This window comes from Streptomyces sp. NPDC048182, from assembly GCF_043202555.1.
GTDB lineage: Bacteria > Actinomycetota > Actinomycetes > Streptomycetales > Streptomycetaceae > Streptomyces.
The window spans coordinates 344097-369148 of sequence record NZ_JBIDAQ010000006.1; the positions used below are offsets into that span (position 1 = coordinate 344097).

Here is a 25052-nt window from a genome sequence, read left to right on the forward strand (position 1 = left end):
GGACCCCGGACCCGTACGTCTGGCGGCTACCCAGTCCGTACGGGGGCCGTCAGACCTTGAGGCTCCTACGCACCCTCGCGATGACCTGCTGGGCCTCCGCGCCGAAGACCGCCGACTCGGCGAAGGTGTCCCAGACGCGGCGGTAGAGGGCAATCGTTTCGGCGTCGTCCAGCCACAGCTCGGCGTGCCAGTCCTCTACAGCTACGAGCCTGTCGTCCAGGATGCAAAAGGCGTTTGCGGGGTTCAGACTCAATTTGGCGTCCAGCGGCACGATTCCCAGACGGACCGTGTCCATACCCACCACCCCTATAAGGCGGTCCAGTTGGGCTGCCAGCACATCCGCTGGACACACTCGGGTCCACAACGCACCCTCCCAAACCAGCAGATTCAGCCGCTTTCCCGGCCGATACAGCCACTCCTGCCGCTTCACTCGAGCCCGTACCGCATCCTCCATGTCTGGCGGGGAGTGCTGGAGGGCGGAGTGCCCCACGAAGATGGCCCGCGCGTAATCAGCGGTCTGAAGGAATCCAGGCACGAGGCTGTTCTCCCACTCATGCACGGTTCTGGATTCGAAGATGACAGCGTTCCAAGAGTCCTGCACAGGACGATGCCCTGCGGCCAACTGACGCCGCCAGGAACGGATCTGGCTCTCGAACCCTCTGAGCCGAGCCCGCAACTCACCGAAGGCGGCGGGATGCCCCGTGGCGTCGGCCCATGCTCTGAGGTCATCGACCGTCGGGGTCTGACGGCCGTTCTCCAGCTTGCTCACCTTCGACTGCGTCCAGCCGAGCCGGTGAGCGAGTTCGGTACCGGTGAGCCTGCCATCAGGGCTTTCGACACGCAGTTCTCTGAGCCTACGACCCAGGTCCTGACGTGCTCTCTGATAATCCGTGCTCACCGGCTATCCGCTCTTGCCCCTACGCGTCGTCGTGCATCTCCGCAGCGAATCGCTCCCGCGGTACGGCGTGATGCCAGGCAGCATCTCGCACCCGGGAGCAACGCACCACCTCCGCGGGCTCGGTGACGAGGTCCACGTGGGTGAGTTGGTCGTCGTCGTCGAAGCGCAGGAACGCGATGAGGCGGCTGTCGAAGAGCCAGAAGTCCTCCGCCGGCAGCCTGAGGCGGTCCGCGTCGGCACGCCAGAGGTTACGGATGTCCTCGCCCAGACCCATGTTCCACGGGGCCATCTCGAAGAGATAGCGCTGACCCGTGGTGGCGGGCCGGTCCATCAGTCGTACTCGTTCGACCCTCTTTCCCGCCGCCACCTGCGAGCGGATCGTGTCGCGCCACCGCCTGGCCTCCGGGACGTCCATCTCAGGGTCGAGACTGCCCTCTTCGATGAACTGCTTCCAGCGCTGCCCGGTCTCGTCGCTCGCGTACCGCTGCCGGGTCTCCAGCCGCCAGGCGGTGTGCTCGAACTTGGCGAACAGGTCGGCGAACTCATCGAGCCCGATGGTTTCCACCTGCCGCGACTTCTCCTTCGGCGACCAGTCGACCAGAAGCTCGCGCGGTACCACAACAGCGACCTCCCCCTCCGAGAGATGCTGAAGCTGTCCCACGTCAGCCGGGTCGGCGAGCGGCGCGCCGTGAACGATCACCTCCCCGCTGTCCACGTCCTCGTGCACCGAAGGACATCCGTTGTAGCCACTCCCCGTTCCGTTGAACCGCAGCCTGCGCGCCATCCGCGACCACCCCTCGGGACTCGACGATGTTGCCGCGCCCAGCATGTCGGTGCCTCTGAGTGAATGTCCATGCATCCTGAGTAGCCGCCGGAGAATATCGGCGAATATTCGCGACCCCGCTCCCTCCCCGCCTCCTACGTTCGTGCTCCCACCCCCGAACGGGAAGGCAGAGCCATGCCGAACGAGAACGAGACCGGCGACCTCTACGCCCTGGACATCACCCGCGCCTCCTTCACCCAGGCCTGCGGCGGCCCCTGCACCGACGGCTGCGTCACCCTCGCCCGCATCGGGGACGACGCCTGGGCCCTCGCCGACAGCAAGCGGCCCGACCTCGCGCCGCTCCGCTTCAGCACCGAGGAGCTGAGCCTCGCCGGGATCGACCCGGCCCGGTTCGGCCTCGCCCGCTAGGAGCGCACCCCTGTCCGGGGGTCAGCCGGCCCCCGGACACGTCGTCGCCGACAAGGACCAGCCCGGTGCACCACCACGCCTACCTCTGGACCGGCCCCAAGCCCCGCTTCGACCAGGACGCCCTACGCCGCCCACCCCACCCCGACCCGCCCCCGCACGGCAGCCGCCCCGAGCTGGTCCAGCGCTACCGCGAGGTCGCCGCCCAGTTCACCACCTCGGACCTGCCGCCGTTGGAGACCGCGTACTGGCTGGTCAAGCCCGGGACTCAGGTACGGGGGACCTGGCGGGCGGGGGAACCCGGCGCCGTCACATGGCTCAGTGGGCAACTTGACCAGCACTCGCCCCGGTTCGTCACCGCACGACAGCGCACCGCCCTCCTCGCCTCCGTCGCCGAACGGCTGCGGTGGGGCGGGGACGTGTCGCTGGGCTTCTACCTGGAGCGGCCCGCGTTCCTCTCCCTCGCCCTGGTCGCCTGCTCCCCCAACCGCGCCCAGCCCAACCTGACTTGCCCTGCCCAGGGCCCGCCGGGTCCCGGTCGGTGACCCCGCCGGGATCGCGTGCGGCGGCACCTGCCCGTCCGTCGCGCCGCGCGGAAACCCCGGGGATGCGGACGCCCTCCCGCTGCTACGGTCGGGCGCCATGAGCTGGCTTCCCGACGACTTCGCCCACCCCGTCCTGGTGCCGCTGCCGGACACTGGCACGGGCACGGCCCACCACCTGCGGCCCATCCGGGAGGCGGACACCCCGCTCGACTACCCGGCCGTCATGGGTTCGCGCGAGCGGCTGTGGAGCATCTACGGCCCCGCCTGGGGCTGGCCCGCGGCCACCATGACCTACGAGGCCGACCAGGCGGACCTGCTGCGGCACGAGCAGGAGATCGCCGCGCACCGGTCCTTCAACTACGCCCTCTTCGACGCGGCGGAGACGACCCTGCTGGGCTGCGTCTACATCGACCCCCCGGAGAAGACCGGCGCCGACGCCGAGGTCTCCTGGTGGGTGGTGGACGAGCTGGTGGGCGACGAGGTCGAGCAGGCCCTCGACGCGCTGGTGCCGCAGTGGATCGCTGCCGACTGGCCCTTCGAGCGGCCCCGCTTCGTCGGCCGCGAGATCTCGTGGCCGGACTGGCTCGCCCTGCCGGACCTCCCCGCCGCCTGAGCGGGCTCCCCCGGCGCGCGACCGAGCCGGTACTCGCCGCCCGCGACCACCGACGGCGCGCTCACCCCCCACGCCGGAACAGCCGCCGCAGCCCGAACACCGCCGCGGTCGCGACCAGCAGGCCGAGGCCCACCTTCAGCGTCGTCCCGCCCGACCCGTCCGACGCCGACGACGACCCCGCCGCCGAGGACGACGAGCCGCCCCCCTTCGCCGGCGCTCCCGGCGCGTCCTGCGCCCGGACCGGGCTGTCCGAGCCCTCCATGCCCATCAGCAGCTTCTTGCCGTCGGCCGTGTACGTGACCGACTCGCCCTGGCCCAGCGGCACGTCGAGGCGGCCCTTGCGCTGGATGCGGCCGCCGTTCCAGTCGTACCAGAGGGCGCCGAGGTAGCCGCGGACCACGAGCTGGGAGCCGTCGGGGGAGAACGCGGCGTCGGTGGCCCACAGGTCGACCGGGGCGGTGGGGCGGAAGACGTTCGTGCCCTTGGGGGACAGCTTCGCGGGGCCCTCGTAGAGATGGCCGCCGTCCTCGTTCTTGTCCACGATGTAGACCCGGCCCGTCTTCGGGTGCACGGCGATCGACTCGGCGTCGCGCGGGCCGTCGGAGTACTTCACGACGTACTGCGTGGCCTTGACCGTCTGGTCCTTCAGCTGCTTCGGCTCCGGCAGGTCGTAGATCCAGACGTACGGCCACGTGCCGCCGAGGTTGTCCCCGATGTCGCCGACGACCAGCCGGTTGCCGGGGCCGACCGCGATGCCCTCCACGTCCCGGGGCGTGCCGATGCCGGACAGGGTGATCCGGGCCAGCGTCTTGCCGGTGCGGCCGTCCACGGCGTAGAGGTACGGGCCGGTGTCCTGGTCGTTGTGGGTCCAGTAGACGCCGGGGTGCAGGCGGGAGGCGGCCAGGCCGCTGGACTCGGTGATGCGCGGGTCACGGATGTAGAAGCCGTCGTCTGAGGAGTCGGAGGAGTTCGAGGAACCTGCGGAGGCCGCCGACGCGGGCGCGGCGAGCGCGCCCATCAGGACGGCCGGGGCGGCGAGCAGGGCGAAGGTGCGGCGCATGCGCCAAGCCTGCCATCACCCTCCGCCGCGCCGTGCGGAGGTGGCCGGGCTCACGTCGCACACCCCGGCAAGATCCTCCATGATGAGCGGATGCTCAGGTTCATGTGCGTCGGGGACTCCATGACGATCGGGAGCGCCGGCGAACACACCTGGCGCCAGCGGCTGTGGCGGCACCTGCGCGCCACCTACGACCGCCCCTTCGCCTTCGTCGGCCCGCGCGAGACGCTGCACGACCCGGCGACGGACGGCCCCGACTCCTACGAGTACGCCGGTGACGCCGCCTTCCCCCGGGCCCACCTGGCCGGCTGGGGCGAGGGCTGGCACCACATGACGCCGCTGATCGGCGGGGCGGTGCGGGAGCACCGGGCGGACGTGCTCCTCGTCTCCCTCGGCCTCATCGACCTCGGCTTCTACACCAACGCGGAGCAGACCCTGGACAACGTCCGCGCCTTCGTCGCCGAGGCCCGCGCGGGGCGGTCCCGGGTGCGGATCGCCGTCATGCCCGTGCTCACCAACATCCGGGTGGACACCGACCCGTCCTTCGCCGAGCAGGCGACCCGCTTCAACGAGCTGCTCGGCAAGTGCCTGGCCGACCTCGACGACCCGGCCGCCCCGCTGCTCCTCGTCCCGCCGCCCGCCTCGTACGACTTCCACCTCCACACCTACGACGGCACCCACCCCAACGCCGCGGGCGAGCAGCTCGTCGCCGACGCCTTCGCGACGGCGCTGTGGGAGGAGTGGGGGCTCGGCGGGCCGGTGGCCGGCCTCACGTGACAACAGCCGTACCGCACCCGCGGGTTCGCCGCGTACCGGCGTGGTGGTGCGGATGAGCCTGGAGAGGCGTCGCCGGTTTCGTCCGGGGGGCGCCGGGCACCTTGACGGGCAGGACGGCCGGTGGGGTGAGCCGGTCGAGGGGCGGGGGAGGCAGCGATGCTGTTGGCGGACGGTCGAGGAAGCTGGATCCCGGACGGCACCGCGGGGTCCGTCGTCGCGATCCTGATCCTGGTGGGGATCGTCGCGATGTTCGGGTACGGGATCTGGAACAAGAAGAGGAAGGGCTGACGCCGTGGTCGTCGGTGTGGTCCTCATCGTCTTCGGCTGTGCGATCGGCGCCCTGGGGCGCGTGACCGCCCGCCACTACGCGAGCACCAAGGGCGCCCAACTGGCCCTGTGGCTCCTCTGCCTCCTGGTGGGCATCGCCGTCGTCGCCGTCGGGTTCACGCGCATGTGATCGCCGGAGCGTACGGCCGTATCGTCCACACACCGAGCCGGAGCAAACTGACGCGGACCCTGGACCGACCGGCGTCGACGGTCGGCGTAAGTCGGCCCCGCCGGTGCTTGCCTGGAGCGCACTCCAAGTCGTTGGCTGGGTGCCCATGGAGTACACGCAGCTCGGACGCACGGGACTCAAGGTCAGCCGGCTCGTCCTCGGGACCATGAACTTCGGCCCCCAGACCGACGAGCCCGACAGTCACGCGATCATGGACGCGGCGCTGGACGCCGGGATCAACCTCTTCGACACGGCCAACGTGTACGGGTGGGGCGCCGACAAGGGCCGCACCGAGGAGATCGTCGGCAACTGGTTCGCGAAGGGCGGCGACCGGCGGGACAAGGTCGTCATCGCCACCAAGATGTACGGGAACATGGGCCCGGAGGGCGAGCCCGCCTGGCCCAACCACGACAAGCTCTCGGCGCTCAACATCCGCCGGGCCGTGGACGCCAGCCTCAAGCGGCTGCGGACCGACCACATCGACCTCTACCAGTTCCACCACATCGACCGGGACACCTCCTTCGAGGAGATCTGGCAGGCGATCGACGTCCTGGTCCAGCAGGGCAAGATCCTCTACGCGGGTTCGTCCAACTTCCCCGGCTACAAGATCGCCCAGGCCAACGAGAGTGCCGCCCGGCGCGGCGGGACCATCGGCCTGGTCAGCGAGCAGTGCCTGTACAACCTGGTCGAGCGGCGCGCCGAGATGGAGGTGATCCCGGCCGCGCAGGAGTACGGGCTCGGGGTCATCCCCTGGTCGCCGCTGCACGGCGGGCTGCTCGGCGGGGTGCTGAAGAAGCAGGCCGAGGGCGGGCGCCGGGCGGGCGGCCGGGCCGCCGACTCGCTCGCCGACCCCGCGCTGCGGGCGAAGATCCAGGCGTACGAGGAACTGCTCGACAAGCACGGCCTGGAGCCCGGCGAGGCGGCGCTGGCCTGGCTGCTCACCCGGCCCGGCGTGACCGGCCCCATCGTCGGCCCGCGCACCGGCGGGCAGCTGGCGTCGGCGGTGCGGGCGGTGGAGCTGGAGCTGAGCGAGGAGCTGCTGACCGGCCTGGACGAGGTCTTCCCGGGCCCGGGCCCGTCGCCGGAGGCGTTCGCCTGGTGACGTCGGCGGCGAAAGACGGTTGACGACGGTTACCGCAGCGCCGCCGCCACCGCCACCACCACGAGCATCAGCACGAGCACACCGGCCATGATCCGGTTCCGGGTCTTCGGGTCCACGCCCCGAGCCTAACCGGACCCGGCCAGCGGGAAGCGGGCGACCGCCTCGTAACGGGGCTGCTCGCCCGCCGTCCCGCTCCTCGGCAGGTCGCTGCGCACCAGCGCCAGGTCGGCCACCGTCCACGCCGGGCCGGTGAACCCGGCCAGCGCGTCGACGTAGGGCCGCACGTCGTGCGGCTCGCGGCTGCGGGCCAGCGTGAGGTGGGGCGTGTAGCGCCGGTGCTCCCCCATCGCGACGCCCGCCTTGCGCCCGGCCGCCTCCGCCCGGTCGGCGAGCAGGCGCAGGGTGCGCAGCTCCCCCTCCGCCCCGGCCCACAGCGCCCGGCCCCGCCCGAACTGGCCCCCGCCGCGCAGGGCCAGCGAGAAGGCGGGCGTCCGGTGCGCGGCCCGGTCCAGGCGCGCCGACAGCTCCGGTACGACGTCGTCGTCCACCTCGCCGTAGAAGGCGAGCGTGAGGTGCCAGCCGGGCCGCCCCGTCCACCGCAGCCCGTCCGCCCCGGGCAGCCCCCGCACCACGGCCACCTCGGCGGCGAGGGAGGCGGTGACGTCCTCGGGGGGCAGGACGGCGGCGAAGAGTCTCATGGGGTCAGTGTGCCGCCCCCGGGAACGCGTGTACGCCCCCGCGTGACCTGCTCACCGTGCGTATCGTTGTACCGCGCGGCCGCCCCGTCCCACGGGCTGCCGGGGAGGAGCGCCACGGTGACCGTCCTTGACGACAGGATCGAGATGGCCGAGAGCAGCGACAAGCTGTCGCTCGACGCGATGTTCGAGTGGCTCGAGAAGATGCCCGTCCCCGAGGGATACAAGACCGAGATCGTCGGGGGTCACATCTTCATGACGCCGCAGCGGGACACCCACTGGGACATCATCCTGGAGATCATCGAACAGCTGCGCGCCCGGTACCCGCGCAAGCGCGTCAAGTCCGACGTCCGCATGGACTACCCGGGGCACCTGAACGGCTTCGCCTCCGACGTCGTCGCGCTCGCCGACGGCGCTCGGCGGGACGACCGCGGTCGCTGGCACCACGCCGACGTCCATTTCGTCGCCGAGGTGATCTCCCGCAGCACCGCCGCCAACGACTACGGCCCCAAGAAGGACGTCTACGCCGCCGCCGGCGTGCCCGTCTACCTCATCGTCGACCCCTACACCGCCGAGTGGCACCTGCACACCCTCCCCAAGGACGGCACCTACCACGCGAGCGTCAGCTTCGGGTTCGGTGAGGACGTCGACCTGACCGGCACCTCCGTCGGTCTCACCCTGACCACCGGCGACTTCCCCCGCGACTGACCCGCCGCCTACGCCGCCGGGGCCAGCTCCTCCTCCCGCCGCCGGGGCTCCACGCGGACCCGCGGGTGCCCCCCGTGCCAGCCGACCGCGAGGCGCAGGCCGCCCAGGCGGGCCAGGACGATGCCGATGACGACCGCCGAGACGGCCGAGACCGTGCCGCCCGCGGCGAAGCCGACGCGGGCGCCGTAGGTGTCGGTGACCCAGCCGACGATGGGCGCGCCGATGGGCGAGCCGCCCATGAAGACCATCATGTACAGGGACATCACGCGGCCCCGCATGGCCGGGTCCGTCGCCATCTGGACGCTGGTGTTGGCGGTGACGTTCATCGTCATGCTGACGATGCCGATCGGCACCATGAGCAGCGCGAACAGCCACAGCGTGGGCGCCAGGGCCGCGACGACCTCCAGGAGCCCGAAGGCCAGGGCCGCGGCGATGAGCAGCCGCAGCCGGGCCGTGCCGCGCCGGGCGGCGAGCAGGGCGCCGGTGAGGGAGCCGACCGCGACGAGGGTGTTGAAGAGGCTGTACTCGCCCGCGCCGGCCGTGAAGACGTCGTCGGCGAAGGCGGACAGGAAGACCGGGAAGTTGAAGCCGAAGGTGCCGATGAATCCGACCAGGACGATGGTCCAGATCAGCTCCGGGCGTCCGGCGACGTACGCCAGGCCCTCGCGCAGCTGGCCCTTGCCGCGCGGGGTGCGGCGCACCGCGTGCAGCTCGCGGGGGCGCATCAGCAGCAGGCAGCCGAGCGGCGCGACGAAGGACAGGCCGTTGGCGAGGAAGGCGTAGCCGGTGCCCACGCCGGTGATCATCAGGCCGGCGACGGCGGGGCCGACCAGGCGGGCGGACTGGAAGTTGGCGGAGTTCAGGCTGACCGCGTTCTGCAGCTGGTCGCGGCCGACCAGCTCGGAGACGAAGGACTGCCGGGCGGGGTTGTCCACCACGGTGGCCAGGCCCGTCGCGAAGGCGGCGAGGTAGACGTGCCAGACCTGGACGTGCCCGGTCAGGGTGAGGGCGGCCAGTGCAAGCGCGGTCAGCGCCATCGCGGACTGGGTGACCAGGAGGGTGGGGCGCTTGCGCAGGCGGTCGACGAGGACGCCGCCGTAGAGGCCGAAGAGCAGCATCGGCAGGAACTGGAGCGCGGTGGTGATGCCCACGGCGGCCGAGGAGCCGGTGAGGCCGAGGACCAGCCAGTCCTGGGCGATGCGCTGCATCCAGGTGCCGATGTTGGAGACGACCTGGCCCGTGAAGAACAGGCGGTAGTTCCTGACCTTCAGGGAGGAGAACATGGACGCCTTGCGGGGCGCCAGGGGCGGGGAGGGTGCGGATGCGGGGTCGTGGTGGTCAGGTCCGGGGGCGGAAGGTGTTCCGGGTCCCGTACTCAAAAGGTCGCCTCCTCGGACGTACGCAAAGGGTCGCCTCGTCGGACGTGCTGCTTACAGGTGCGCGAGCTTCTCCAGCACGGGGGCGGCGGCGCGCAGTTTCGCCCACTCGTCCTCGTCCAGGCCCTCCACCAGCGTGGCCAGGAACGCGTTCCGCTTGCGGCGGCTCTCCTCGAGCATGACCACGGCCTGCTCGGTGTGCGTCACGACCTTCTGGCGCCGGTCCTCGGGATGCGGCTCCAACCGGACCAGTCCCTTGGCCTCCAGGAGCGCCACGATGCGGGTCATCGACGGCGGCTGGACGTGTTCCTTGCGGGCGAGTTCGCCCGGGGTCGCGCTGCCGCAGTTGGACAGCGTGCCGAGCACCGACATCTCGGTCGGGCTGAGCGACTCGTCGACGCGCTGGTGCTTGAGCCGACGGGACAACCGCATCACGGCGGAGCGCAGGGAGTTCACGGCGGCGGTGTCGTCGCCATGGGTGAGGTCCGGCATGTCCTTAGCTTAGGTCATTAGACTCGCGAAATACCACCCGGGCGGCGCCCTGATGCCCGTGAGGCGCGCCACGGAAACCCGCGCTTCACCCGAACGAGTGAGACGAGCGGGGAAATCCGGTCATCACCCGGTCGGGGGGCGGGACGCTCGTGCGCATGGGGACCAGCGTGCTCAGCCTGCGGATGGACGGGGAGCTGCTCGACCGGCTCCGGGGTCATGCGGCCAAAAGGGGGATGAGCGTCCAGGACTATGTCGTCCGGACGCTCATCCGTGATGATTTCGACGAGCGGTTCCAGTCCGCCGTCGAGGAGACGGAGCGGTTCTACGGCGTGCCGTGACCGTCCCGTCAGGGGTCGGATCAGGTCAGACCCAGGGCCGGCATCAGGTAGTAGAAGGCGAAGACCGCCGACACCACGTACATCGCCACCGGCACCTCCCGGCCCCGCCCGGCCGCCAGGCGCAGCACCGAGAAGGTGATGAAGCCCATGCCGATGCCGTTGGTGATCGAGTAGGTGAACGGCATCATCAGCATCGTCACGAAGGCCGGGATGGCGATGGTGAAGTCCGCCCAGTCGATCTCCCGGACGGAGCCGGCCAGGATCAGGAAGCCCACCGCGATCAGCGCCGGGGTGGCCGCCTGGGACGGGACCATGGTGGCGACCGGCGTGAGGAAGAGCGCCAGCGCGAAGAGCCCGCCGGTGACGAGGTTGGCGAAGCCGGTGCGGGCGCCCTCGCCGACGCCGGCCGTGGACTCCACGAAGCAGGTGGTGGCCGAGGAGGAGCTGGCGCCGCCCGCCGCGACCGCGAGGCCGTCGACCAGCAGGACCTTGTTGATGCCCGGCATCTGGCCCTCGGCGTCGGTCAGCTTCGCCTCGTCGCTGACGCCCATGATCGTGCCCATCGCGTCGAAGAAGCACGAGAGCAGCACGGTGAAGACGAACAGCACGCCGGTGAGCACGCCCACCTTGTCGAAGCCGCCGAACAGGCTGACGTCGCCGACCAGCCCGAAGTCGGGCGAGGAGACCGGGTTGCCCGGCCACTTCGGGGTGGTCAGGCCCCAGGACGGGACGTCCGCGACCAGGTTGATCACGACCGCGAGGACGGTCATCACCACGATGGAGATCAGGATCGCGCCGGGCGTCTTGCGCACGATCAGCGCCAGCGTCAGCAGCACGCCGAGCACGAAGACCAGGACCGGCCAGCCGTGCAGGTGACCGCCGGTGCCGAGCTGGAGCGGGACGGTGGTCTGGGCGGCGTCCGGCATGCGGGTGACGAAGCCGGAGTCGACCAGGCCGACGATCATGACGAACAGGCCGATGCCGATGGAGATGGCCTTGCGCAGGCCGTAGGGCACGGCGTTCATCACGCGCTCGCGCAGCCCGGTGGCGACCAGCAGGATCACCACGAAGCCGGCCAGCACGACCATGCCCATGGCGTCCGGCCAGGACATCCGGGGCGCGAGCTGGAGGGCGACCACGGAGTTCACGCCGAGGCCGGCGGCGAGGGCGATCGGGACGTTGCCGATGACGCCCATGAGCAGCGTCGTGAAGGCCGCCGTCAGGGCGGTGGCGGTGACCAGCTGGCCGTTGTCCAGCTGGTGGCCGTACATGTCCTTCGCGCTGCCCAGGATGATCGGGTTCAGCACGATGATGTAGGCCATCGCGAAGAAGGTGGCGAAACCGCCGCGGATCTCACGGGGCAGCGAGCTGCCGCGCTCGGAGATCTTGAAATAGCGGTCCAGGCCGCTGCGCGGGGGGACGTTCTGCTGGGGGACCCTGGCGTCGGCCGAGGTGGACATGCGAGACCTTGGTGTTTTCTACGAATGAAAATGGTCAGAAGTGAACGCGGTTCAGTATGAACGTATGAGCCCGCGCGCGCTATCTCCGCGCGTAGACCCCCGTGGTGGGGTGCTTAAGCTGTACCCATGGCGAAGTGGACCCCAACGCACGAGGCGCCGGAGCCCCTGGAGGGGCCCGTGGTCGCCACCATCACCGGCGGCACCGTCCTCTGGTTCGTCCTCTTCCTGGCCCAGCTCCCCTTCTACGGCTGGTACGACGACCACGGCCACGCCTGGTGGGTGTGGACCTGCCTCGCGGGCGGCGGCCTCGGCCTGATCGGCGTCTGGTACGTGCGGGGGCGCGACGCGGCGATCAAGCGGGACGCCGAGCACGGCCGGTCGCAGGTAGTGGAGCCGTAGCCCGCCACGTACCGTCGGAGGCATGACGCATCTCGACGTGGACGCCCGGACCGGCGCGGCGGGGGCGGGCGGGCTCTCCGCGGCCGAGGTCGCCGAACGGATGGCGCGCGGACAGGTCAACGACGTGCCGGTGCGCAGCAGCCGGTCGCTGGGCGAGATCGTCCGGGCCAACGTCTTCACCCGCTTCAACGCGATCATCGGCGTGCTCTGGGTGATCATGCTGGTCGTGGCGCCGCTCCAGGACAGCCTGTTCGGCTACGTCATCCTCGCCAACACCGGCATCGGCATCGTGCAGGAGTGGCGGGCGAAGAAGACGCTCGACTCGCTCGCGGTGATCGGCGAGGTCAGGCCCCGGGTGCGGCGGGACGGGACGGCCGCCGAGATCGCCACGTCGGAGATCGTCCTGGACGACGTGCTCGAGTTCGGGCCCGGGGACAAGGCGTTGGTCGACGGGGTGTGCGTCGAGGCGGACGGGCTGGAGATCGACGAGTCGCTGCTGACCGGCGAGGCCGACCCGGTGGTGAAGCGGCCCGGCGACCAGGTGATGTCCGGCAGCTTCGTGGTCGCGGGCGGCGGCGCGTACCGGGCCACCCGGGTGGGCCGCGAGGCGTACGCGGCGCAGCTCGCCGAGGAGGCGTCCCGGTTCACGCTCGTCCAGTCCGAGCTGCGCTCCGGCATCTCCACGATCCTGAAGTACATCACCTGGATGATGGTGCCGACGGCCATCGGGCTGATCGTCAGCCAGCTGACCGTGGAGCGCAACGAGCTGAGGGGCGCCGTCGCCCGGACCGTCGGCGGGATCGTGCCGATGATCCCCGAGGGCCTGGTGCTGCTCACCTCCGTGGCCTTCGCCATCGGCGTGGTGCGGCTCGGCCGCAAGCAGTGCCTCGTGCAGGAGCTGCCGGCCATCGAGGGGCTCGCCCGGGTCGACACCGTCTGCCTGGACAAGACCGGCACCCTCACCGAGGGCGGCATGGACCTCACCGAGCTGCGCCCCCTCGGCGACGCCGACGAGGGCCGCGTACGGGCCGTGCTCGGCGCCCTCGGCGCGGCCGACCCGCGCCCCAACGCCTCCCTCCAGGCCGTCATCGCCGCCTGCCCGGCGCCGGACGGCTGGAAGACCGCCGACGCGCTGCCCTTCTCCTCTGCCCGCAAGTACAGCGGCGCGCGGCTGGCCGAGGGCGACGGCACCGAGGGCACGTGGCTGCTCGGCGCCCCCGACGTGCTGCTCGCCGAGGACGACCCGGCGCTCGCGGAGACCGGCCGCCGCAACGAGGAGGGCCTGCGGGTGCTGCTCCTCGCCCGCACCGACCGCGCCCTGGACGACGCCGAGGTGGCGGAGGGCGCGCACGCCGTCGCGCTGGTCGTCCTGGAGCAGCGGCTGCGGCCCGACGCCGCCGAGACGCTGCGCTACTTCGCCGACCAGGACGTACGGGCCAAGGTCATCTCCGGGGACAACGCGGTGTCCGTCGGCGCGGTGGCCGCCAAGCTGGGGCTGTCCGGCGACACGGTCGACGCGCGCCGGCTGCCCGCCGAGCGGGACGGCATGGGCGAGGCGATGGACGCGGGCACGGTGTTCGGGCGGGTCACGCCGCAGCAGAAGCGGGACATGGTGGGCGCGCTCCAGTCCCGGGGCCACACGGTGGCGATGACCGGCGACGGCGTGAACGACGTCCTCGCCCTGAAGGACGCCGACATCGGCGTGGCGATGGGCTCCGGCTCGGAGGCGACCCGGGCGGTGGCGCAGATCGTGCTGCTGAACAACAGCTTCGCCACGCTGCCGTCGGTGGTGGCCGAGGGGCGCCGGGTGATCGGCAACATCACGCGGGTCGCGACGCTGTTCCTGGTCAAGACGGTCTACTCGGTGCTGCTCGCCATCCTGGTGGCCTGCTCGCAGGTGGAGTACCCGTTCCTGCCCCGGCACCTGACCCTGCTGTCCACCCTGACGATCGGCGTCCCGGCCTTCTTCCTGGCCCTGGCCCCGAACAAGGAGCGGGCCAAGCCGCACTTCGTGCGCCGGGTGATGCGGTACGCGATCCCGGGCGGGGTGGTGGCGGGCGCGGCCACCTTCCTGACCTACCTGCTGGCCCGCCACCACTACACCGGGTCCGGCGCCCTGGACGCGGAGACCAGCGCCGCCACCCTGACGCTGTTCCTGATCTCCATGTGGGTGCTGGCGATCATCGCCCGCCCCTACACCTGGTGGCGGGTCGCCCTGGTGGTGGCGATGGGCGCCGCCTTCATGGTCGTCCTGATCGTGCCCTGGCTCCAGGACTTCTTCGCGCTGAAGCTGGTCGGGGTGACGATGCCGTGGACCGCGGTCGGCGTCGCGGTGGCCGCGGCGGCCGCCCTGGAACTCCTGTGGAGGTGGGTGGACCGCCGCTTCCCCGCGTAAGGGTCGTGCGTCGTGCGTCCTGCGTCGTGCGTCGTGCGAAGGGGTCAGCGCACGTCGACGAAGTCGCCGGTCGAGTTGATCGCCGTGGTGGTCGTGTTGCCGGCGAAGACGTAGCGGAAGTAGCCGTCAGCGCTCGCCTTGACGGTGGTGCTGAGGTTGCCCACCGCGTCGGCCTTGACCGTCTTCAGCGCGCTCCACTTCGTCGCGCCCTTCTTGAGGTACTGGAGCTGCACCGACTGGCTGCCGTAGTTCCCGTACTTGAGGGTCTCCCAGTTGGCGCGGGTCAGCTTGCCGGTGACCTTGATGGTCTTGCCCTTCGCCACCGGCTCCGGCGAGGCGTTGACCGTCAGCGCGGCGGTGCGCTGGAACTTGAAGGAGCCGGCCTTCTCCTTGTAGATGAAGTCGCCGTCCTTCGCGTCCACCCACGCGCCGACGTACCAGGTGCCGGCCGACGCGTTGTCGAGGTAGTCCGTCTTCGGGGCGATCTTCACCGAGGCGGTGCAGGTGGAGGTGGTGGTGCTGGCCTTCTTGCAGGACGGCTTGCCGGTCACCTCCCAGCCGAGTCCCGGACCCCGCAGGTCGAAGGAGTCGGCGCCCTTGATGCCGGAGTTGTCGGTGGCCGTCACGCTGACCACGATGGTCCTGGCGGCGCTGACGCCGATCGGCACCTTGTTGTCGCCGTCGACGACCACCTTGGTGATCTTGGTGTTGCCGTAGCCGCCATCGGCCTGGGCGGCCGGGACGGCGAGGGCGGTCAGGGCCAGGGCGCCGGTGGCGGTCGCCGCCAGGGCTCGCATACGCATGTGTTCCCCACGTGGAGACAAGGTCCCGGCGGTCGCCAACCCCTGCGGGGCCGCACCGCGCCAGGACCTGAACGGTCGTGAGTCTGCTGACTCGCCCCCATTGATCACTGGCGCGGGGCAATGGTTGTACGGGAGGTGAAGGAAAGGTGACCGCGCCTTCACATTCGGCCGGTCAGTCGAACCAGCGGTCCCGGGCCAGTTCCTCCGTGCGGGACTCGTCCTCCAGGAGGGCGGCCACCTCGAAGCGGCGCGGCCACTGGGCGGCGGCCCAGGCCAGGGCGGCGGCGACGCCCTCCAGGGTGGCGGCGTGCGGAACGCCGTCGGAGGTCAGGCGCCAGTCGATCCCGACGCCGTCCACGACGAGTTCGGCGTGCTCGACGTACGCCGCCGGGGTGCGCGGCCCGAGCAGGGCGCGGACCGCGTCGGGGACGGCGTGCTCGGTGCCCTCGGAGTCGACCTCGCCGGTGACGGACTCGCTCAGCCGGCGTACCTGGAACAGCTCCGCCAGCTCGGCGGCGCGCGCCGGGCGGACCGGCAGCAGCGGGACGCCGGAGGTGAAGGGGAGCAGGTCGGGCGAGTCGACCACCACCGCGTCGGCGGCGTCCACCACCTCGACCCGGCCGTCCACCACGGCCCGCACCTCGTCGGGGAGCGTGACCTGCTCGGGGTCGAGGTCGGCCAGGGCGCCGTACAGGGCGTGGAGCTGGGCGGCCGTGACGGGGCGGTCGGGGTCGGCGAGGCGGTCGAGGAGCTCGGCGCCGCCGCCGGGCTCCTCCAGGAGGGCGGCGACGGAGGTGCGCACGCCGAGGGCGCGCAGCACCTGCTCGTCCTCGAAGCCGGTCGCGTCGGCCTCGTCGTACAGGCCGCGCAGCAGCGGGTCGCCACCGGCGGTGCGCAGCCCGGCGGGGCGGCGCCCGCCGAGCACCGGGTGCCCGCGCAGCCACCAGGCGGTGTAGGGGCGGACGGTCTCGTGGGTGCCGTCGGGGAGCAGGACGCGGACCGGCTGCACGAGGGCGTCGCGCAGCGGGGGGCGGGAGAGCAGGGCGAGGGCCTCGGGCCAGTGGTCGTCGTCCACCAGGTCCAGGTCGCGCACGGCCACGATCTCGGTGGCGACCGGCGGGACGGGGCTGTCCGGGAAGCGGTCCAGGATGTCCTCGCTCCACACGTCGACCGCGTCGAGCAGCCCGGCGTCGTCCGGCTCGGCGAAGTCGCTCTCGCGGGGGTCGAGTTCGTCCGGGTCGAGGACCACGTCGGTGGCGCGGACGAGGGCGAAGGTGACGAGGACTCCGCAGGCGGCCAGGGTGTCCTGGCCCCACTTCGCCGCCAGCTCGGCCTCCACGGCGGGGAGTTCGTCCTCGCGCATGACGCGGGCGAACGGGCCGCCGGGGAAGACGAGTTCGCCGGCCGGGGCGAGGTCGCCGTCCTCGTCGGGCAGGGCGAGCGCGCCCAGCCAGGGCTCGTCGCCGGGGTCCAGGGCGGCGTCGCGGACCAGGGTGAGGACGGTGTCGGCCAGTTCGTCGGCGTCCAGGGTGTCCTCCTCCCAGTTGGCGCCGCCGTCGTCGTCCAGGGAGGCGGCGACGGCGGCCCGCACCTGCGGGGTGGTGAGCACGGCGCGGGGGGTGGCCGGGAGGGCGCCGAGCTTCTCCAGGAGGGGGTGCGCGGCGTCGGGGTGGGCGACCTTGAGGCCAAGGCGGGCGAGGACGGCGGTGTCGGCGGTGGCTTCGGCGGCGGGGAGGAGGATCTGGCGGGGGCCGATGGTCGTGCGTCCGTCGGCGAGCGGCACGGGGAGCCCGGACAGCCGGTCGGGGTCGACGCCGGCCAGGCTGTCGTAGAGGCGGCGCCACCAGGCGGGGTCCTTCTCCAGGCCCGCCAGCCGGTCGACGGCGTCGGTCAGCGGGACCCGGCCGACGCCCAGGGTGCGCAGCTCGGGGCGGCGCTCCAGGCCGGCGGGGAGCAGGGTGGGCAGCACCTCGGCGAGGACGAGCACGGTGTCGGCACCGGCGCCCTCGACGACCTCGGCGTCCCGGGGGCGCAGGGAGGCGGGCAGCTCGTCGTCCTCGCCCGGCGGGACGGCCGGCGGCAGGAAGGACGTGCGGGGCAGCCGGTCGAGGACGGCCTGGCGCAGGGCGCCGTCGAGGGCGCCCTTGCCGAGCGGTCCCGGCACCAGGTCGATGACGCCGGGGCCGACGGGGAGCCAGTCGGCGAGGAGACCGGCGTAGGCGTCGGCGGCGCGCTGGACGAGGAAGTCGGTGAGCGGGCCGGGCGCGGCGTGCCGGCGGGTGGTGTCCAGCGGGAACGACGCGATGAGCAGCGCCGGCACGCCGAGGGGCTCGTCGCTGGGAGTGGGCGCGTGCACGACGGGGCTGGTGCGGGGGCGTTCGGGGGCGCCGTCGGCGTCGACGGGGACGGCCCACGTCACCGACCAGTGCGGGCGCAGGCGCTCCTCGACGGGGCGGTCGGCGAGGAGGTCGGGGGTGAGGGGGCCGTGCGCGGCGGCGGTGCGCCAGCGGGTGGTGCCGTCGCGGGAGTCCTCGACGGTGATGACGGGCCCGTCGGTGCGGCGGCGCAGGGTGCGGATGTCCTCCCCCACCTCGACCACGACCTCCTCCAACCCCGGCAGGGCGAGGAGCAGGGCGTCGTCCACGGCGTGCAGCAGGCGCTCGGCGAGGGCGGCGGCGGCCGGGTCGCGCAGCGGCAGGATGACGGCGGTGTCGTACGGGGCTGGGGCGCTGCCCTCGGCGGGGAACGGGAGCCGCAGCAGCGGTACGTGGCCGTCGCGCCGGCGCATCTCCTCGCCGAGCCCGGCGCTGGTCAGGGCGGCGTCGGCGGCGAGGTGGCGGGCCTCGGCGAGCGACCAGCGCACGCCGCCGTGCCGGCCGACCACGGCGGGCTCGTCGGTGACGGCGAGGACGGCGGAGAAGCCCACGCCGTACCTGCCGACGGCCCCGGCGCCGCCGTCCACGCGCTTGGCGGAGGCCCGCAGCGTGGCGAGCGACTCGACGCCGGCCGTGTCCAGGGGGGCGCCGGTGTTGGCGGCGACGAGGACGTCGTCGCGCAGGGTGAGCCGCAGCCTGCCGGGCACGGCCGTGCGGGCGGCGGCGTCGGCGGCGTTCTGGGCCAGCTCGACGACCAGCCGGTCCCGGTACCCGCCGAGGACGAGGTCCTCCTCGGCGTTGGCGTCCTCCCGGAACCGGGCGGGGCTCGCGGCCCAGGCGTCCAGCACGCCGCGGCGGAGGGGGGCGGTGCCGAAGGGGTCGGCGCCCTCGGTCGCCGGCCGCACGAACATGCTCACGGTCATCTCCCTCGTCGGCCTGGGTTGGCGTTCGGTCGAAGGTACCTCCCGGTCAGCGGCGTGACGAACGTCAATCGAGGTGGGGTGGGGTCACTCGGGTGGGTGAATCGCGAGAAGAGAAACGGATCTTCACATTCCCCGGCTGCTTGTGTTCACCCCGAACGGCTGCACACGCCCGTTCGATCCGTCCCTACGTGCACGAAACGGAACCCCATGGTCAGTCCGCCCCACGAGGCGATGCACCGCATCTTCCAGCACGACCCCGGCCTCTTCAGCCGCGTCTCGCAGTACCTCGGCGTCGACTTCCCGACCCCGGTCTCCGCCACCGCCCTGCCCACCGACCTCACCGAGGCCAACCCGGTCGAGCGCCGCCTCGACACCCTGCTCCGCTTCGAGACGGCGGAGGACGGGCCGTTCCTGCTGGCCATCGAGGCGCAGGGCCGCCCGGACCGGGACAAGCCGGCGAGCTGGGCGTACTACTGCGGCTACCTGTGGACGAAGTACCACCTGCCGACGGCCCTCTTGGTCGTCTGCCAGGACCCCCGCACGGCCCGGTGGGCCCAGCAGGCGGTCAGCTGCGGGCCGCCGCAGCTGCCCACCCTCACCCTCCAGCCGATGGTGGCGGGACCGGACAACATGCCGGTGATCACCGACCCGGAGGAGGCCGGGGCCGACCTGGTCCTGGCCAGCCTGGCCGCCATCACGCACGCCGCCGACGAGTCGGTGGGTGCGATACTGAAGGCGCTGTCCTCCGCACTCGGCAAGGTCCCCGAGGACATCGCGGGACCCCTCATCGACTTCACCGCCCAGGGCATGGGCAACCGCCCGGCCCGGTACATCTGGAGGAAACTGGTGGCCGCAGACACGTCCTTCTACACGTCGTACCTCGCCGAGGAGATCCGGGACGAGGGCCGGGCCGAGGGGGAGGCCAAGGGCCTGGCCAAGAGTCTCCTGCTCATCCTGGAGCAGCGCGGGATCGACGTGCCCGACGACGCCCGGCAGCGCATCACCGAGTGCCATGACATGGAGGTGCAGGGCACCTGGCTGACTCGGGCGCTCACGGCCTCCTCACTGGAAGAGGTCTTCGACGGCGACGCCGATAACCGGTAGCCGCCCCTACGAGTGCCCCAGCTCCGCCGTCTCCGCGTCCTGGGCCGCCGGGACCGAGCCCGTGTCCTGGGCCGGGCCCAGGGGGAACGGGTCGACGCGGGTCTCGTCGATGACCGGGGGAGGCGGCTGGGGGGTGGCCGGCATGACCGCGGCCTCCGAGTGGCCGCCGCAGCCGTAGGAGAGGGAGACGACGCGGCCGTCCGCCGGGGAGTACTCGTTGGCGCAGACGCCGAAGGCCTGGCCGAGGGAGCCGCCGATGGGGGTGAGGAAGCCGCAGGTGGCGCAGGAGGCGGGGGCCGCCTGGGCCATGGGGGTGTCGGCGCCGAAGGAGTCGGCCCAGCGGTCGGCGGCCAGGTGGAGCCCGTAGCGGGAGAGGACCCGGGCGCGGCGCAGGCCCAGCTCCTCGGCGAGCGCGGCGATGGTGCCGCGGGCCGGGACGGCGGGCAGCTCGGCGGGCGGGCCGCCGGTGATCTCGGCGTCCTCGGCCTCGACCAGGTCGGCCATCTCGTGGGAGATCGCCGAGTTCGGCGGCGGCTCGTCCTCGCCACTCCAGCCCGGCTCGAGGCGCAGGTCCTCGGCGTCGGTGGGCAGCAGGTCGCCGGGGCCCATGTCGCCGGGGCGCAGCCGCTCGCTCCACGGCACCCACTCGGGGGCCAGGACGGCGTCGGGGCCCGGCAGCAGGACCGCCTCGTCCACCGTGACGATCTTCGCGCGGGAGGCGCGGGCCACCGTCACCGCCCAGCGCCAGCCCCGGTAGCCCAGCTCCTTCGCGGCGAAGTAGTGGGTGACGACCCGGTCGCCCTCGGAGAGCAGCCCGGTGTGCTCACCCACCACGCCGGGCGCGGCGGCCTCCTCCGCGGCGGCGCGGGCGAGGTCGACGGCCTCGGCACACAGGCGGTCGGGGGTGCGGCTTCGCGTGGTCGCTGCGCTCACAGGTATCGCTTCTCTCCATACGCCGTCTCACGAGTGCGCCACTGCCGGCGACGGGGCGGACGGAGCGGACCGGGGGACCGCGTCGACGTCCGCGCCCGATCACGCTCGGGCGCACCTACGCCATCCATTCTGCGGGATGACCGTGAGGCGCGCGGCCGAGAACATTCGTCATGGCGCGCTGTGCACGCTACCTGCTCAGCTCCGCTGGGCCTACACCGACGGGAGTTTCCGGCCCCGCGCGGCCCCCCTCGGCACCGGCGCGTCACCCGCTCCGGGCACCGCCATCCGTGCCGTACGGGCGCTATGACCCGGACTTCCGGGGCACTATGACGGGGTGGCAGCCGCACGGACGGAGTTCAAGAGCGGGAGCCCGGGGCGGGGACCCGGGCGGTTCCGCAGGTTCGGGCGTGCCCTGCGCACGCCGGTGACCGGAACCGCGCGCGGTATCCGCCGGGCGACCCACGCCCACGGCGCCGGCGAGTCCGGCCTCGGCAAGCTGATCGAGCTGCACGGGGTGAACGGCGCCGGGGACGTCATGATCACCGTCGCGCTCGCCTCCACCGTCTTCTTCTCCGTTCCCACCGACGAGGCCCGCGGCCGGGTCGCGCTCTACCTCGCCATCACCATGGCGCCCTTCACCCTCCTCGCCCCGGTCATCGGCCCGATCCTGGACCGCGTCCCGCACGGCCGCCGCGCCGCCATGGCGGTGGCGATGGCGGCCCGGGCGCTGCTCGCGCTCGTGCTGTCCGGGGCGGTGATCACCGGCAGCATCGAGATGTACCCGGCCGCGCTCGGCGTGCTGGTCGCCTCCAAGGCGTACGGGGTGGTCAGGAGTGCGGTGGTGCCGCGGCTGCTGCCGCCCGGATTCTCCCTGGTCAAGGCCAACTCCCGGGTCACCCTGGCCGGCCTGCTCTGCACCGGGATCGCCGCGCCGATCGGCGCCGGCCTCCAGCAGCTCGGCCCGCGCTGGCCGCTCTACGGCGCCTTCCTGATCTTCGTCGCGGGCACGGTGCTGTCCTTCACGCTGCCGCCCAAGGTCGACTCCGCGCGCGGCGAGGACCGCGCCCTGCTCGCCTCCGACGAGCGGCACCTGCACGGCCCCCACCGCCAACCGGTCAAGCGGCCCGGGCTGCGCACGGTCGGGCCCGCGGTGACGCACGCGCTGGCCGCCAACGCCGCCATACGCTGCCTCACCGGCTTCCTGATCTTCTTCCTCGCCTTCCTCCTGCGCGTCCACCCGATGACCGGCCAGAGCGCCGCGGTCTCGCTGGGCATAGTCGGCGTCGCGGCAGGCGCGGGCAACGCGCTCGGCACGGCGGTCGGCGCGTGGCTGCGCTCGCGGGCGCCGGAGATCATCATCGTGACCGTCGTCGCGGTGGTCCTCGGCTCGGCGATCACGGCCGCGGTGTTCTTCGGCGCGGTCCTGGTGGCGGCGCTGGCCGCGGTCGCCGGCTTCGCGCAGGCGCTGGCCAAGCTGTCCCTGGACGCGCTGCTCCAACGCGACGTCCCCGAGCAGGTGCGCACCTCGGCCTTCGCCCGCTCCGAGACGCTGCTCCAGGTGGCCTGGGTGCTCGGCGGCGCCGTCGGCATCGCGCTGCCGCTCAACGGCACCCTCGGCCTCGCGGTGGCCGCCGCGATCGTCGCGGTGGGCTGGGTGACCACGGTCCGGGGGCTGCTCGCCTCGGCCCGGCACGGGAGCGCCGCCCGGCCGCGGGTGGCGTAGGACGCGGCACGCCGTACCCAGGTGGGGAGAGGCATGGACGCGCCAGATAGCCTTCGCCCATGACCACGTTGCCCCGCGGCGCCGCCGCCGCCCGTCACCGCGTCCTGCGGCGCCGCCGCGCCGTCGCCGCCGCCGGCGCCGTGTCCGCCGGACTGCTCCTGGTGTCCGCCTGCGACAAGCCGACACCCAAGTCGACGGTCACGGTCGGCAGCTCCTCGGTCAGCTCCGAGGCCGCCTGCGGCGGAGAGGGCGACACGCTCAAGGTCGCCGACATCCAGAAGTGCCTGAAGGACACCAAGGACCTCAAGACGATCTCCGTCGACCCCGACGAGACCGTCCGCTTCGGCGTCGACCCGGACATCGCCGACAAGCGCTGGACGATCCTGATGAACGGTCAGCAGCTCAGCAACGACACCAAGAACACCTACCGCACGGTGCCGGGCAGCGTGTTCTTCAACGCCCAGTACGGCGCGCAGGGCGACTCCACGATCGTCACGATCAAGGCCGGCGACGGCAAGAAGGAGAGCGAGGCGGCCACCGGGCTGTGGTCGTTCAAGCTGAAGAAGGACGACTGACCACGTCCCCCGCCCGCGTCCTCGTCGTCACCGCGGTCCCCGTCGAACGGGACGCGGTGGCGCGGGCGTTCCCCGGGGAGGCCGGCGAGGTCCGGCTGCCCGGCGCCGTCCTGCACCGCCTGCCCGCCGGTCCCGACCTGCTCGCGGCCGGCGTCGGGCCCGCCCTCGCCGCCGCCTCCACCGCCGCCGCGCTGACCGCCGCGGCCCTGGCCGGCGCCCCCTACCGGCTGGCCGTCTCCACCGGCATCGGCGGCGGCTTCGCGCCCCACGCCCCGGTCGGCTCGCTCGTCGTCGCCGACGAGATCACCGCCGCCGACCTCGGCGCCGAGACCCCCGACGGCTTCCTGCCCGTCACCGAGCTGGGCTTCGGCACCGTCACCCACCGCCCGCCGCCCGGCCTGGTCGCCGACGTCGCCGCCGCCACCGGGGCCCGCGCCGGCACCGTCCTGACCGCCGCCACCGTGACCGGCACCGCCGAGCGCGCCGCCCGCCTGCGGGAGCGGCACCCGCGCGCCCTCGCCGAGGCCATGGAGGGCTTCGGCGTCGCCGAGGCCGCCGCCGCGCAGGGCGTACCGGTCCTGGAGCTGCGCGCGGTCTCCAACCCGGTCGGGCCGCGCGACCGGGCCGCCTGGCGCATCCCGGACGCCCTCGCCGCGCTCACCGGCGCCTTCGGGAAGACGGCACCCGTCCTCACGACTTGGAACACACATGACTGACGCGCTGCGGATCGCCTACTCCCCCTGCCCGAACGACACCTTCGTCTTCGACGCCCTCGCCCACGGCCGCGTCCCCGGCGCCCCCGCCCTGGACGTGACCTTCGCCGACATCGACATCACCAACGGCATGGCCGAGCGCGGCGAGGGCGACGTGCTGAAGGTGTCGTACGCCGTGCTGCCCTACGTCCTCGACACGTACGCCCTGCTGCCCTGCGGCGGGGCGCTCGGCCGGGGCTGCGGGCCGCTGGTGCTGACCCGGGAGGCCGGGGCCGACCTCGCCGCGGCGACGGTCGCGGTGCCGAGCGAGACCTCGACGGCCTACCTGCTGTTCCGGCTCTGGGCGGCGGACACCGTGCCCGGCGGGGTCGGGCGGATCGTGGTGATGCCGTTCCACGAGATCATGCCGGCCGTGCGGGACGGGCGGGTCGACGCGGGCCTGGTGATCCACGAGGCGCGGTTCACGTACCAGGAGTACGGGCTGCACAAGCTGGCCGACATGGGCGAGCACTGGGAGGCGACGACCGGGCTGCCGATCCCGCTGGGCGCGATCATCGCCAAGCGGTCGCTGGGCGCCGAGACCCTGACCCGGCTGGCGGACGACGTGCGCGCCTCGGTGCGGGCCGCCTGGGCGGAGCCCGAGGTGTCCCGGCCGTACGTCATGGCGCACGCCCAGGAGATGGACCCGGGCGTGGCCGACCAGCACATCGGGCTGTACGTGAACGAGTTCACCGCCGGCCTCGGCGAGGACGGGTACGCGGCGGTGCGGGGGCTGCTGACGCGGGCGGCGGCGGAGGGTCTGGTGCCGGCCCTTGGGCCGGGGGCGCTGGACTTCCCGTAGCGGCGCTCACACGTCCAGCTGGTCGGCGACCGCGCGGAGCAGGCCGGCGATCTTCTTGCCGGAGGTCTTGTCCGGGTAGCGGCCCTTCTCCAGCATCGGGGTGATGTTCTCCAGGACGGTGGTGAGGTCCTGGACGATGGAGGCCAGCTCGTCGGGCTTGCGGCGCGCGGCGGCGGCGAGCGACGGGGCCGGCTCCAGGAGGGTCAGGGACAGGGCCTGGTCGCCGCGCTGCCCGGCGACGACCCCGAACTCCACGCGCTGGCCAGGCTTGAGCGCCTCGACTCCGGCGGGCAGGACCGAGGAGTGCACGAAGACGTCGCCGCCGTCGTCGCGGGAGAGGAAGCCGAAGCCCTTCTCGCTGTTGAACCACTTGACCTTGCCAGTCGGCAAAGCACACACCCCCTCGGTCAGTGCCGGACTGGCCGGACGCCTGTTGACTAGCCGTTCGTTCAACCCTACCGGGGGTCTCCCCAGGGGCACACAGCCTTAATCACGCCTGGATACAGCACTGAGCCTCCACCC

General features: G+C 72.6%; 27 protein-coding genes. 16 read left to right on the forward strand and 11 right to left on the reverse strand.

Features of this window, described 5'->3' with window-relative positions:
* Positions 1 to 49 precede the first annotated feature (49 nt).
* Positions 50 to 898, reverse strand: coding sequence for a helix-turn-helix domain-containing protein (locus ACGFZL_RS14980; RefSeq protein WP_393691725.1), 849 nt, complete (start codon positions 896 to 898; stop codon positions 50 to 52).
* 19 nt (positions 899 to 917) lie between these two features.
* Positions 918 to 1682, reverse strand: a complete 765-nt coding sequence (locus ACGFZL_RS14985; RefSeq protein WP_393691727.1) for a DUF6879 family protein — start codon at positions 1680 to 1682, stop codon at positions 918 to 920.
* A gap of 174 nt (positions 1683 to 1856) precedes the next feature.
* Between ACGFZL_RS14985 and ACGFZL_RS14990 the strand changes: the two genes are divergently transcribed.
* From ACGFZL_RS14990 to ACGFZL_RS15000, 3 genes are all read left to right on the forward strand, one after another.
* The gene (locus ACGFZL_RS14990) at positions 1857 to 2090 is read left to right on the forward strand and encodes a DUF397 domain-containing protein (protein WP_393691729.1); all 234 of its coding nucleotides are present in this window, start codon (positions 1857 to 1859) and stop codon (positions 2088 to 2090) included.
* A 65-nt stretch (positions 2091 to 2155) separates the two neighbouring features.
* Positions 2156 to 2632, forward strand: a complete 477-nt coding sequence (locus ACGFZL_RS14995) for a hypothetical protein (protein ID WP_393691731.1) — start codon at positions 2156 to 2158, stop codon at positions 2630 to 2632.
* Positions 2633 to 2729: 97 nt separating this feature from the next.
* Complete coding sequence (locus ACGFZL_RS15000) at positions 2730 to 3245, forward strand: N-acetyltransferase (protein WP_393691733.1); 516 nt, start codon at positions 2730 to 2732, stop codon at positions 3243 to 3245.
* A 61-nt stretch (positions 3246 to 3306) separates the two neighbouring features.
* Here the strand turns inward: ACGFZL_RS15000 and ACGFZL_RS15005 are convergent, their stop codons facing one another.
* On the reverse strand, positions 3307 to 4305 hold the full coding sequence (locus ACGFZL_RS15005; protein WP_393691735.1) for a WD40 repeat domain-containing protein: 999 nt from the start codon (positions 4303 to 4305) through the stop codon (positions 3307 to 3309).
* Positions 4306 to 4395: 90 nt separating this feature from the next.
* Here ACGFZL_RS15005 and ACGFZL_RS15010 point away from each other — a divergent pair, with 90 nt between their 5' ends.
* The 4 genes from ACGFZL_RS15010 (at position 4396) to ACGFZL_RS15025 (ending at position 6677) form a co-directional block, all read left to right on the forward strand.
* Positions 4396 to 5079, forward strand: a complete 684-nt coding sequence (locus ACGFZL_RS15010) for a GDSL-type esterase/lipase family protein (protein ID WP_393691737.1) — start codon at positions 4396 to 4398, stop codon at positions 5077 to 5079.
* A 156-nt stretch (positions 5080 to 5235) separates the two neighbouring features.
* Positions 5236 to 5367: a hypothetical protein gene (locus ACGFZL_RS15015; protein ID WP_355172303.1), complete on the forward strand. Its 132-nt coding sequence runs from the start codon at positions 5236 to 5238 to the stop codon at positions 5365 to 5367.
* A 4-nt stretch (positions 5368 to 5371) separates the two neighbouring features.
* Positions 5372 to 5536 (forward strand): hypothetical protein, encoded by a 165-nt coding sequence (locus tag ACGFZL_RS15020; RefSeq protein WP_355172305.1) that lies wholly within the window; start codon positions 5372 to 5374, stop codon positions 5534 to 5536.
* Between the two features lie 145 nt (positions 5537 to 5681).
* The gene (locus tag ACGFZL_RS15025; protein ID WP_355172309.1) at positions 5682 to 6677 is read left to right on the forward strand and encodes an aldo/keto reductase; all 996 of its coding nucleotides are present in this window, start codon (positions 5682 to 5684) and stop codon (positions 6675 to 6677) included.
* 125 nt (positions 6678 to 6802) lie between these two features.
* On the opposite strand, the gene thpR is transcribed toward ACGFZL_RS15025, so the two are convergent.
* Positions 6803 to 7375 carry an RNA 2',3'-cyclic phosphodiesterase gene (gene thpR, locus ACGFZL_RS15030; protein ID WP_393691740.1) on the reverse strand — a complete coding sequence of 191 codons (573 nt, stop codon included), beginning with the start codon at positions 7373 to 7375 and terminating at the stop codon, positions 6803 to 6805.
* Positions 7376 to 7492: 117 nt separating this feature from the next.
* Here thpR and ACGFZL_RS15035 point away from each other — a divergent pair, with 117 nt between their 5' ends.
* Positions 7493 to 8080 carry a Uma2 family endonuclease gene (locus ACGFZL_RS15035; protein WP_393691742.1) on the forward strand — a complete coding sequence of 196 codons (588 nt, stop codon included), beginning with the start codon at positions 7493 to 7495 and terminating at the stop codon, positions 8078 to 8080.
* 8 nt (positions 8081 to 8088) lie between these two features.
* Here the strand turns inward: ACGFZL_RS15035 and ACGFZL_RS15040 are convergent, their stop codons facing one another.
* Positions 8089 to 9459 (reverse strand): MFS transporter, encoded by a 1371-nt coding sequence (locus ACGFZL_RS15040; protein WP_355172313.1) that lies wholly within the window; start codon positions 9457 to 9459, stop codon positions 8089 to 8091.
* A gap of 51 nt (positions 9460 to 9510) precedes the next feature.
* A complete protein-coding gene (locus ACGFZL_RS15045) occupies positions 9511 to 9948 on the reverse strand; it encodes a MarR family transcriptional regulator (protein WP_355172314.1) in 438 nt (145 codons plus the stop codon).
* 149 nt (positions 9949 to 10097) lie between these two features.
* Here ACGFZL_RS15045 and ACGFZL_RS15050 point away from each other — a divergent pair, with 149 nt between their 5' ends.
* Positions 10098 to 10286, forward strand: coding sequence for a ribbon-helix-helix protein, CopG family (locus ACGFZL_RS15050; RefSeq protein WP_355172316.1), 189 nt, complete (start codon positions 10098 to 10100; stop codon positions 10284 to 10286).
* Positions 10287 to 10306: 20 nt separating this feature from the next.
* Here the strand turns inward: ACGFZL_RS15050 and ACGFZL_RS15055 are convergent, their stop codons facing one another.
* Positions 10307 to 11746 (reverse strand): NCS2 family permease, encoded by a 1440-nt coding sequence (locus ACGFZL_RS15055; protein WP_393691745.1) that lies wholly within the window; start codon positions 11744 to 11746, stop codon positions 10307 to 10309.
* Positions 11747 to 11872: 126 nt separating this feature from the next.
* On the opposite strand from ACGFZL_RS15055, the gene ACGFZL_RS15060 reads away from it, so the two are divergent.
* Positions 11873 to 12145, forward strand: coding sequence for a DUF2530 domain-containing protein (locus tag ACGFZL_RS15060; RefSeq protein ID WP_393691747.1), 273 nt, complete (start codon positions 11873 to 11875; stop codon positions 12143 to 12145).
* Between the two features lie 22 nt (positions 12146 to 12167).
* Complete coding sequence (locus ACGFZL_RS15065; protein ID WP_393691749.1) at positions 12168 to 14540, forward strand: HAD-IC family P-type ATPase; 2373 nt, start codon at positions 12168 to 12170, stop codon at positions 14538 to 14540.
* A 44-nt stretch (positions 14541 to 14584) separates the two neighbouring features.
* Here ACGFZL_RS15065 and ACGFZL_RS15070 read toward each other — a convergent pair whose 3' ends face one another.
* Positions 14585 to 15343 (reverse strand): calcium-binding protein, encoded by a 759-nt coding sequence (locus ACGFZL_RS15070; RefSeq protein WP_393691751.1) that lies wholly within the window; start codon positions 15341 to 15343, stop codon positions 14585 to 14587.
* Between the two features lie 172 nt (positions 15344 to 15515).
* Positions 15516 to 18635, reverse strand: a complete 3120-nt coding sequence (locus ACGFZL_RS15075; RefSeq protein WP_393691753.1) for a sacsin N-terminal ATP-binding-like domain-containing protein — start codon at positions 18633 to 18635, stop codon at positions 15516 to 15518.
* 213 nt (positions 18636 to 18848) lie between these two features.
* On the opposite strand from ACGFZL_RS15075, the gene ACGFZL_RS15080 reads away from it, so the two are divergent.
* Entirely contained in the window at positions 18849 to 19745 is an 897-nt protein-coding gene (locus ACGFZL_RS15080) for a hypothetical protein (protein ID WP_393691755.1), read from the forward strand.
* Between the two features lie 6 nt (positions 19746 to 19751).
* Here the strand turns inward: ACGFZL_RS15080 and ACGFZL_RS15085 are convergent, their stop codons facing one another.
* Complete coding sequence (locus tag ACGFZL_RS15085; protein ID WP_393691757.1) at positions 19752 to 20678, reverse strand: DUF3027 domain-containing protein; 927 nt, start codon at positions 20676 to 20678, stop codon at positions 19752 to 19754.
* 334 nt (positions 20679 to 21012) lie between these two features.
* Here ACGFZL_RS15085 and ACGFZL_RS15090 point away from each other — a divergent pair, with 334 nt between their 5' ends.
* Genes ACGFZL_RS15090 through ACGFZL_RS15105 form a run of 4 tightly spaced genes read left to right on the forward strand, consistent with a single transcriptional unit; the run spans position 21013 to position 24530 of the window.
* Positions 21013 to 22401, forward strand: coding sequence for an MFS transporter (locus ACGFZL_RS15090; protein WP_393691759.1), 1389 nt, complete (start codon positions 21013 to 21015; stop codon positions 22399 to 22401).
* Positions 22402 to 22460: 59 nt separating this feature from the next.
* Positions 22461 to 22976: a DUF2771 domain-containing protein gene (locus ACGFZL_RS15095; protein ID WP_393691761.1), complete on the forward strand. Its 516-nt coding sequence runs from the start codon at positions 22461 to 22463 to the stop codon at positions 22974 to 22976.
* On the forward strand, positions 22946 to 23692 hold the full coding sequence (locus ACGFZL_RS15100; RefSeq protein ID WP_393691763.1) for a futalosine hydrolase: 747 nt from the start codon (positions 22946 to 22948) through the stop codon (positions 23690 to 23692). The genes ACGFZL_RS15095 and ACGFZL_RS15100 overlap by 31 nt, the downstream gene beginning before the upstream one ends.
* The gene (locus ACGFZL_RS15105) at positions 23685 to 24530 is read left to right on the forward strand and encodes a 1,4-dihydroxy-6-naphthoate synthase (protein ID WP_355172340.1); all 846 of its coding nucleotides are present in this window, start codon (positions 23685 to 23687) and stop codon (positions 24528 to 24530) included. Before ACGFZL_RS15100 ends, ACGFZL_RS15105 begins: the two co-directional genes overlap by 8 nt.
* Before the next feature lie 6 nt (positions 24531 to 24536).
* On the opposite strand, the gene ACGFZL_RS15110 is transcribed toward ACGFZL_RS15105, so the two are convergent.
* Positions 24537 to 24920 carry a cold-shock protein gene (locus ACGFZL_RS15110; RefSeq protein ID WP_393691765.1) on the reverse strand — a complete coding sequence of 128 codons (384 nt, stop codon included), beginning with the start codon at positions 24918 to 24920 and terminating at the stop codon, positions 24537 to 24539.
* Positions 24921 to 25052: the final 132 nt, after the last annotated feature.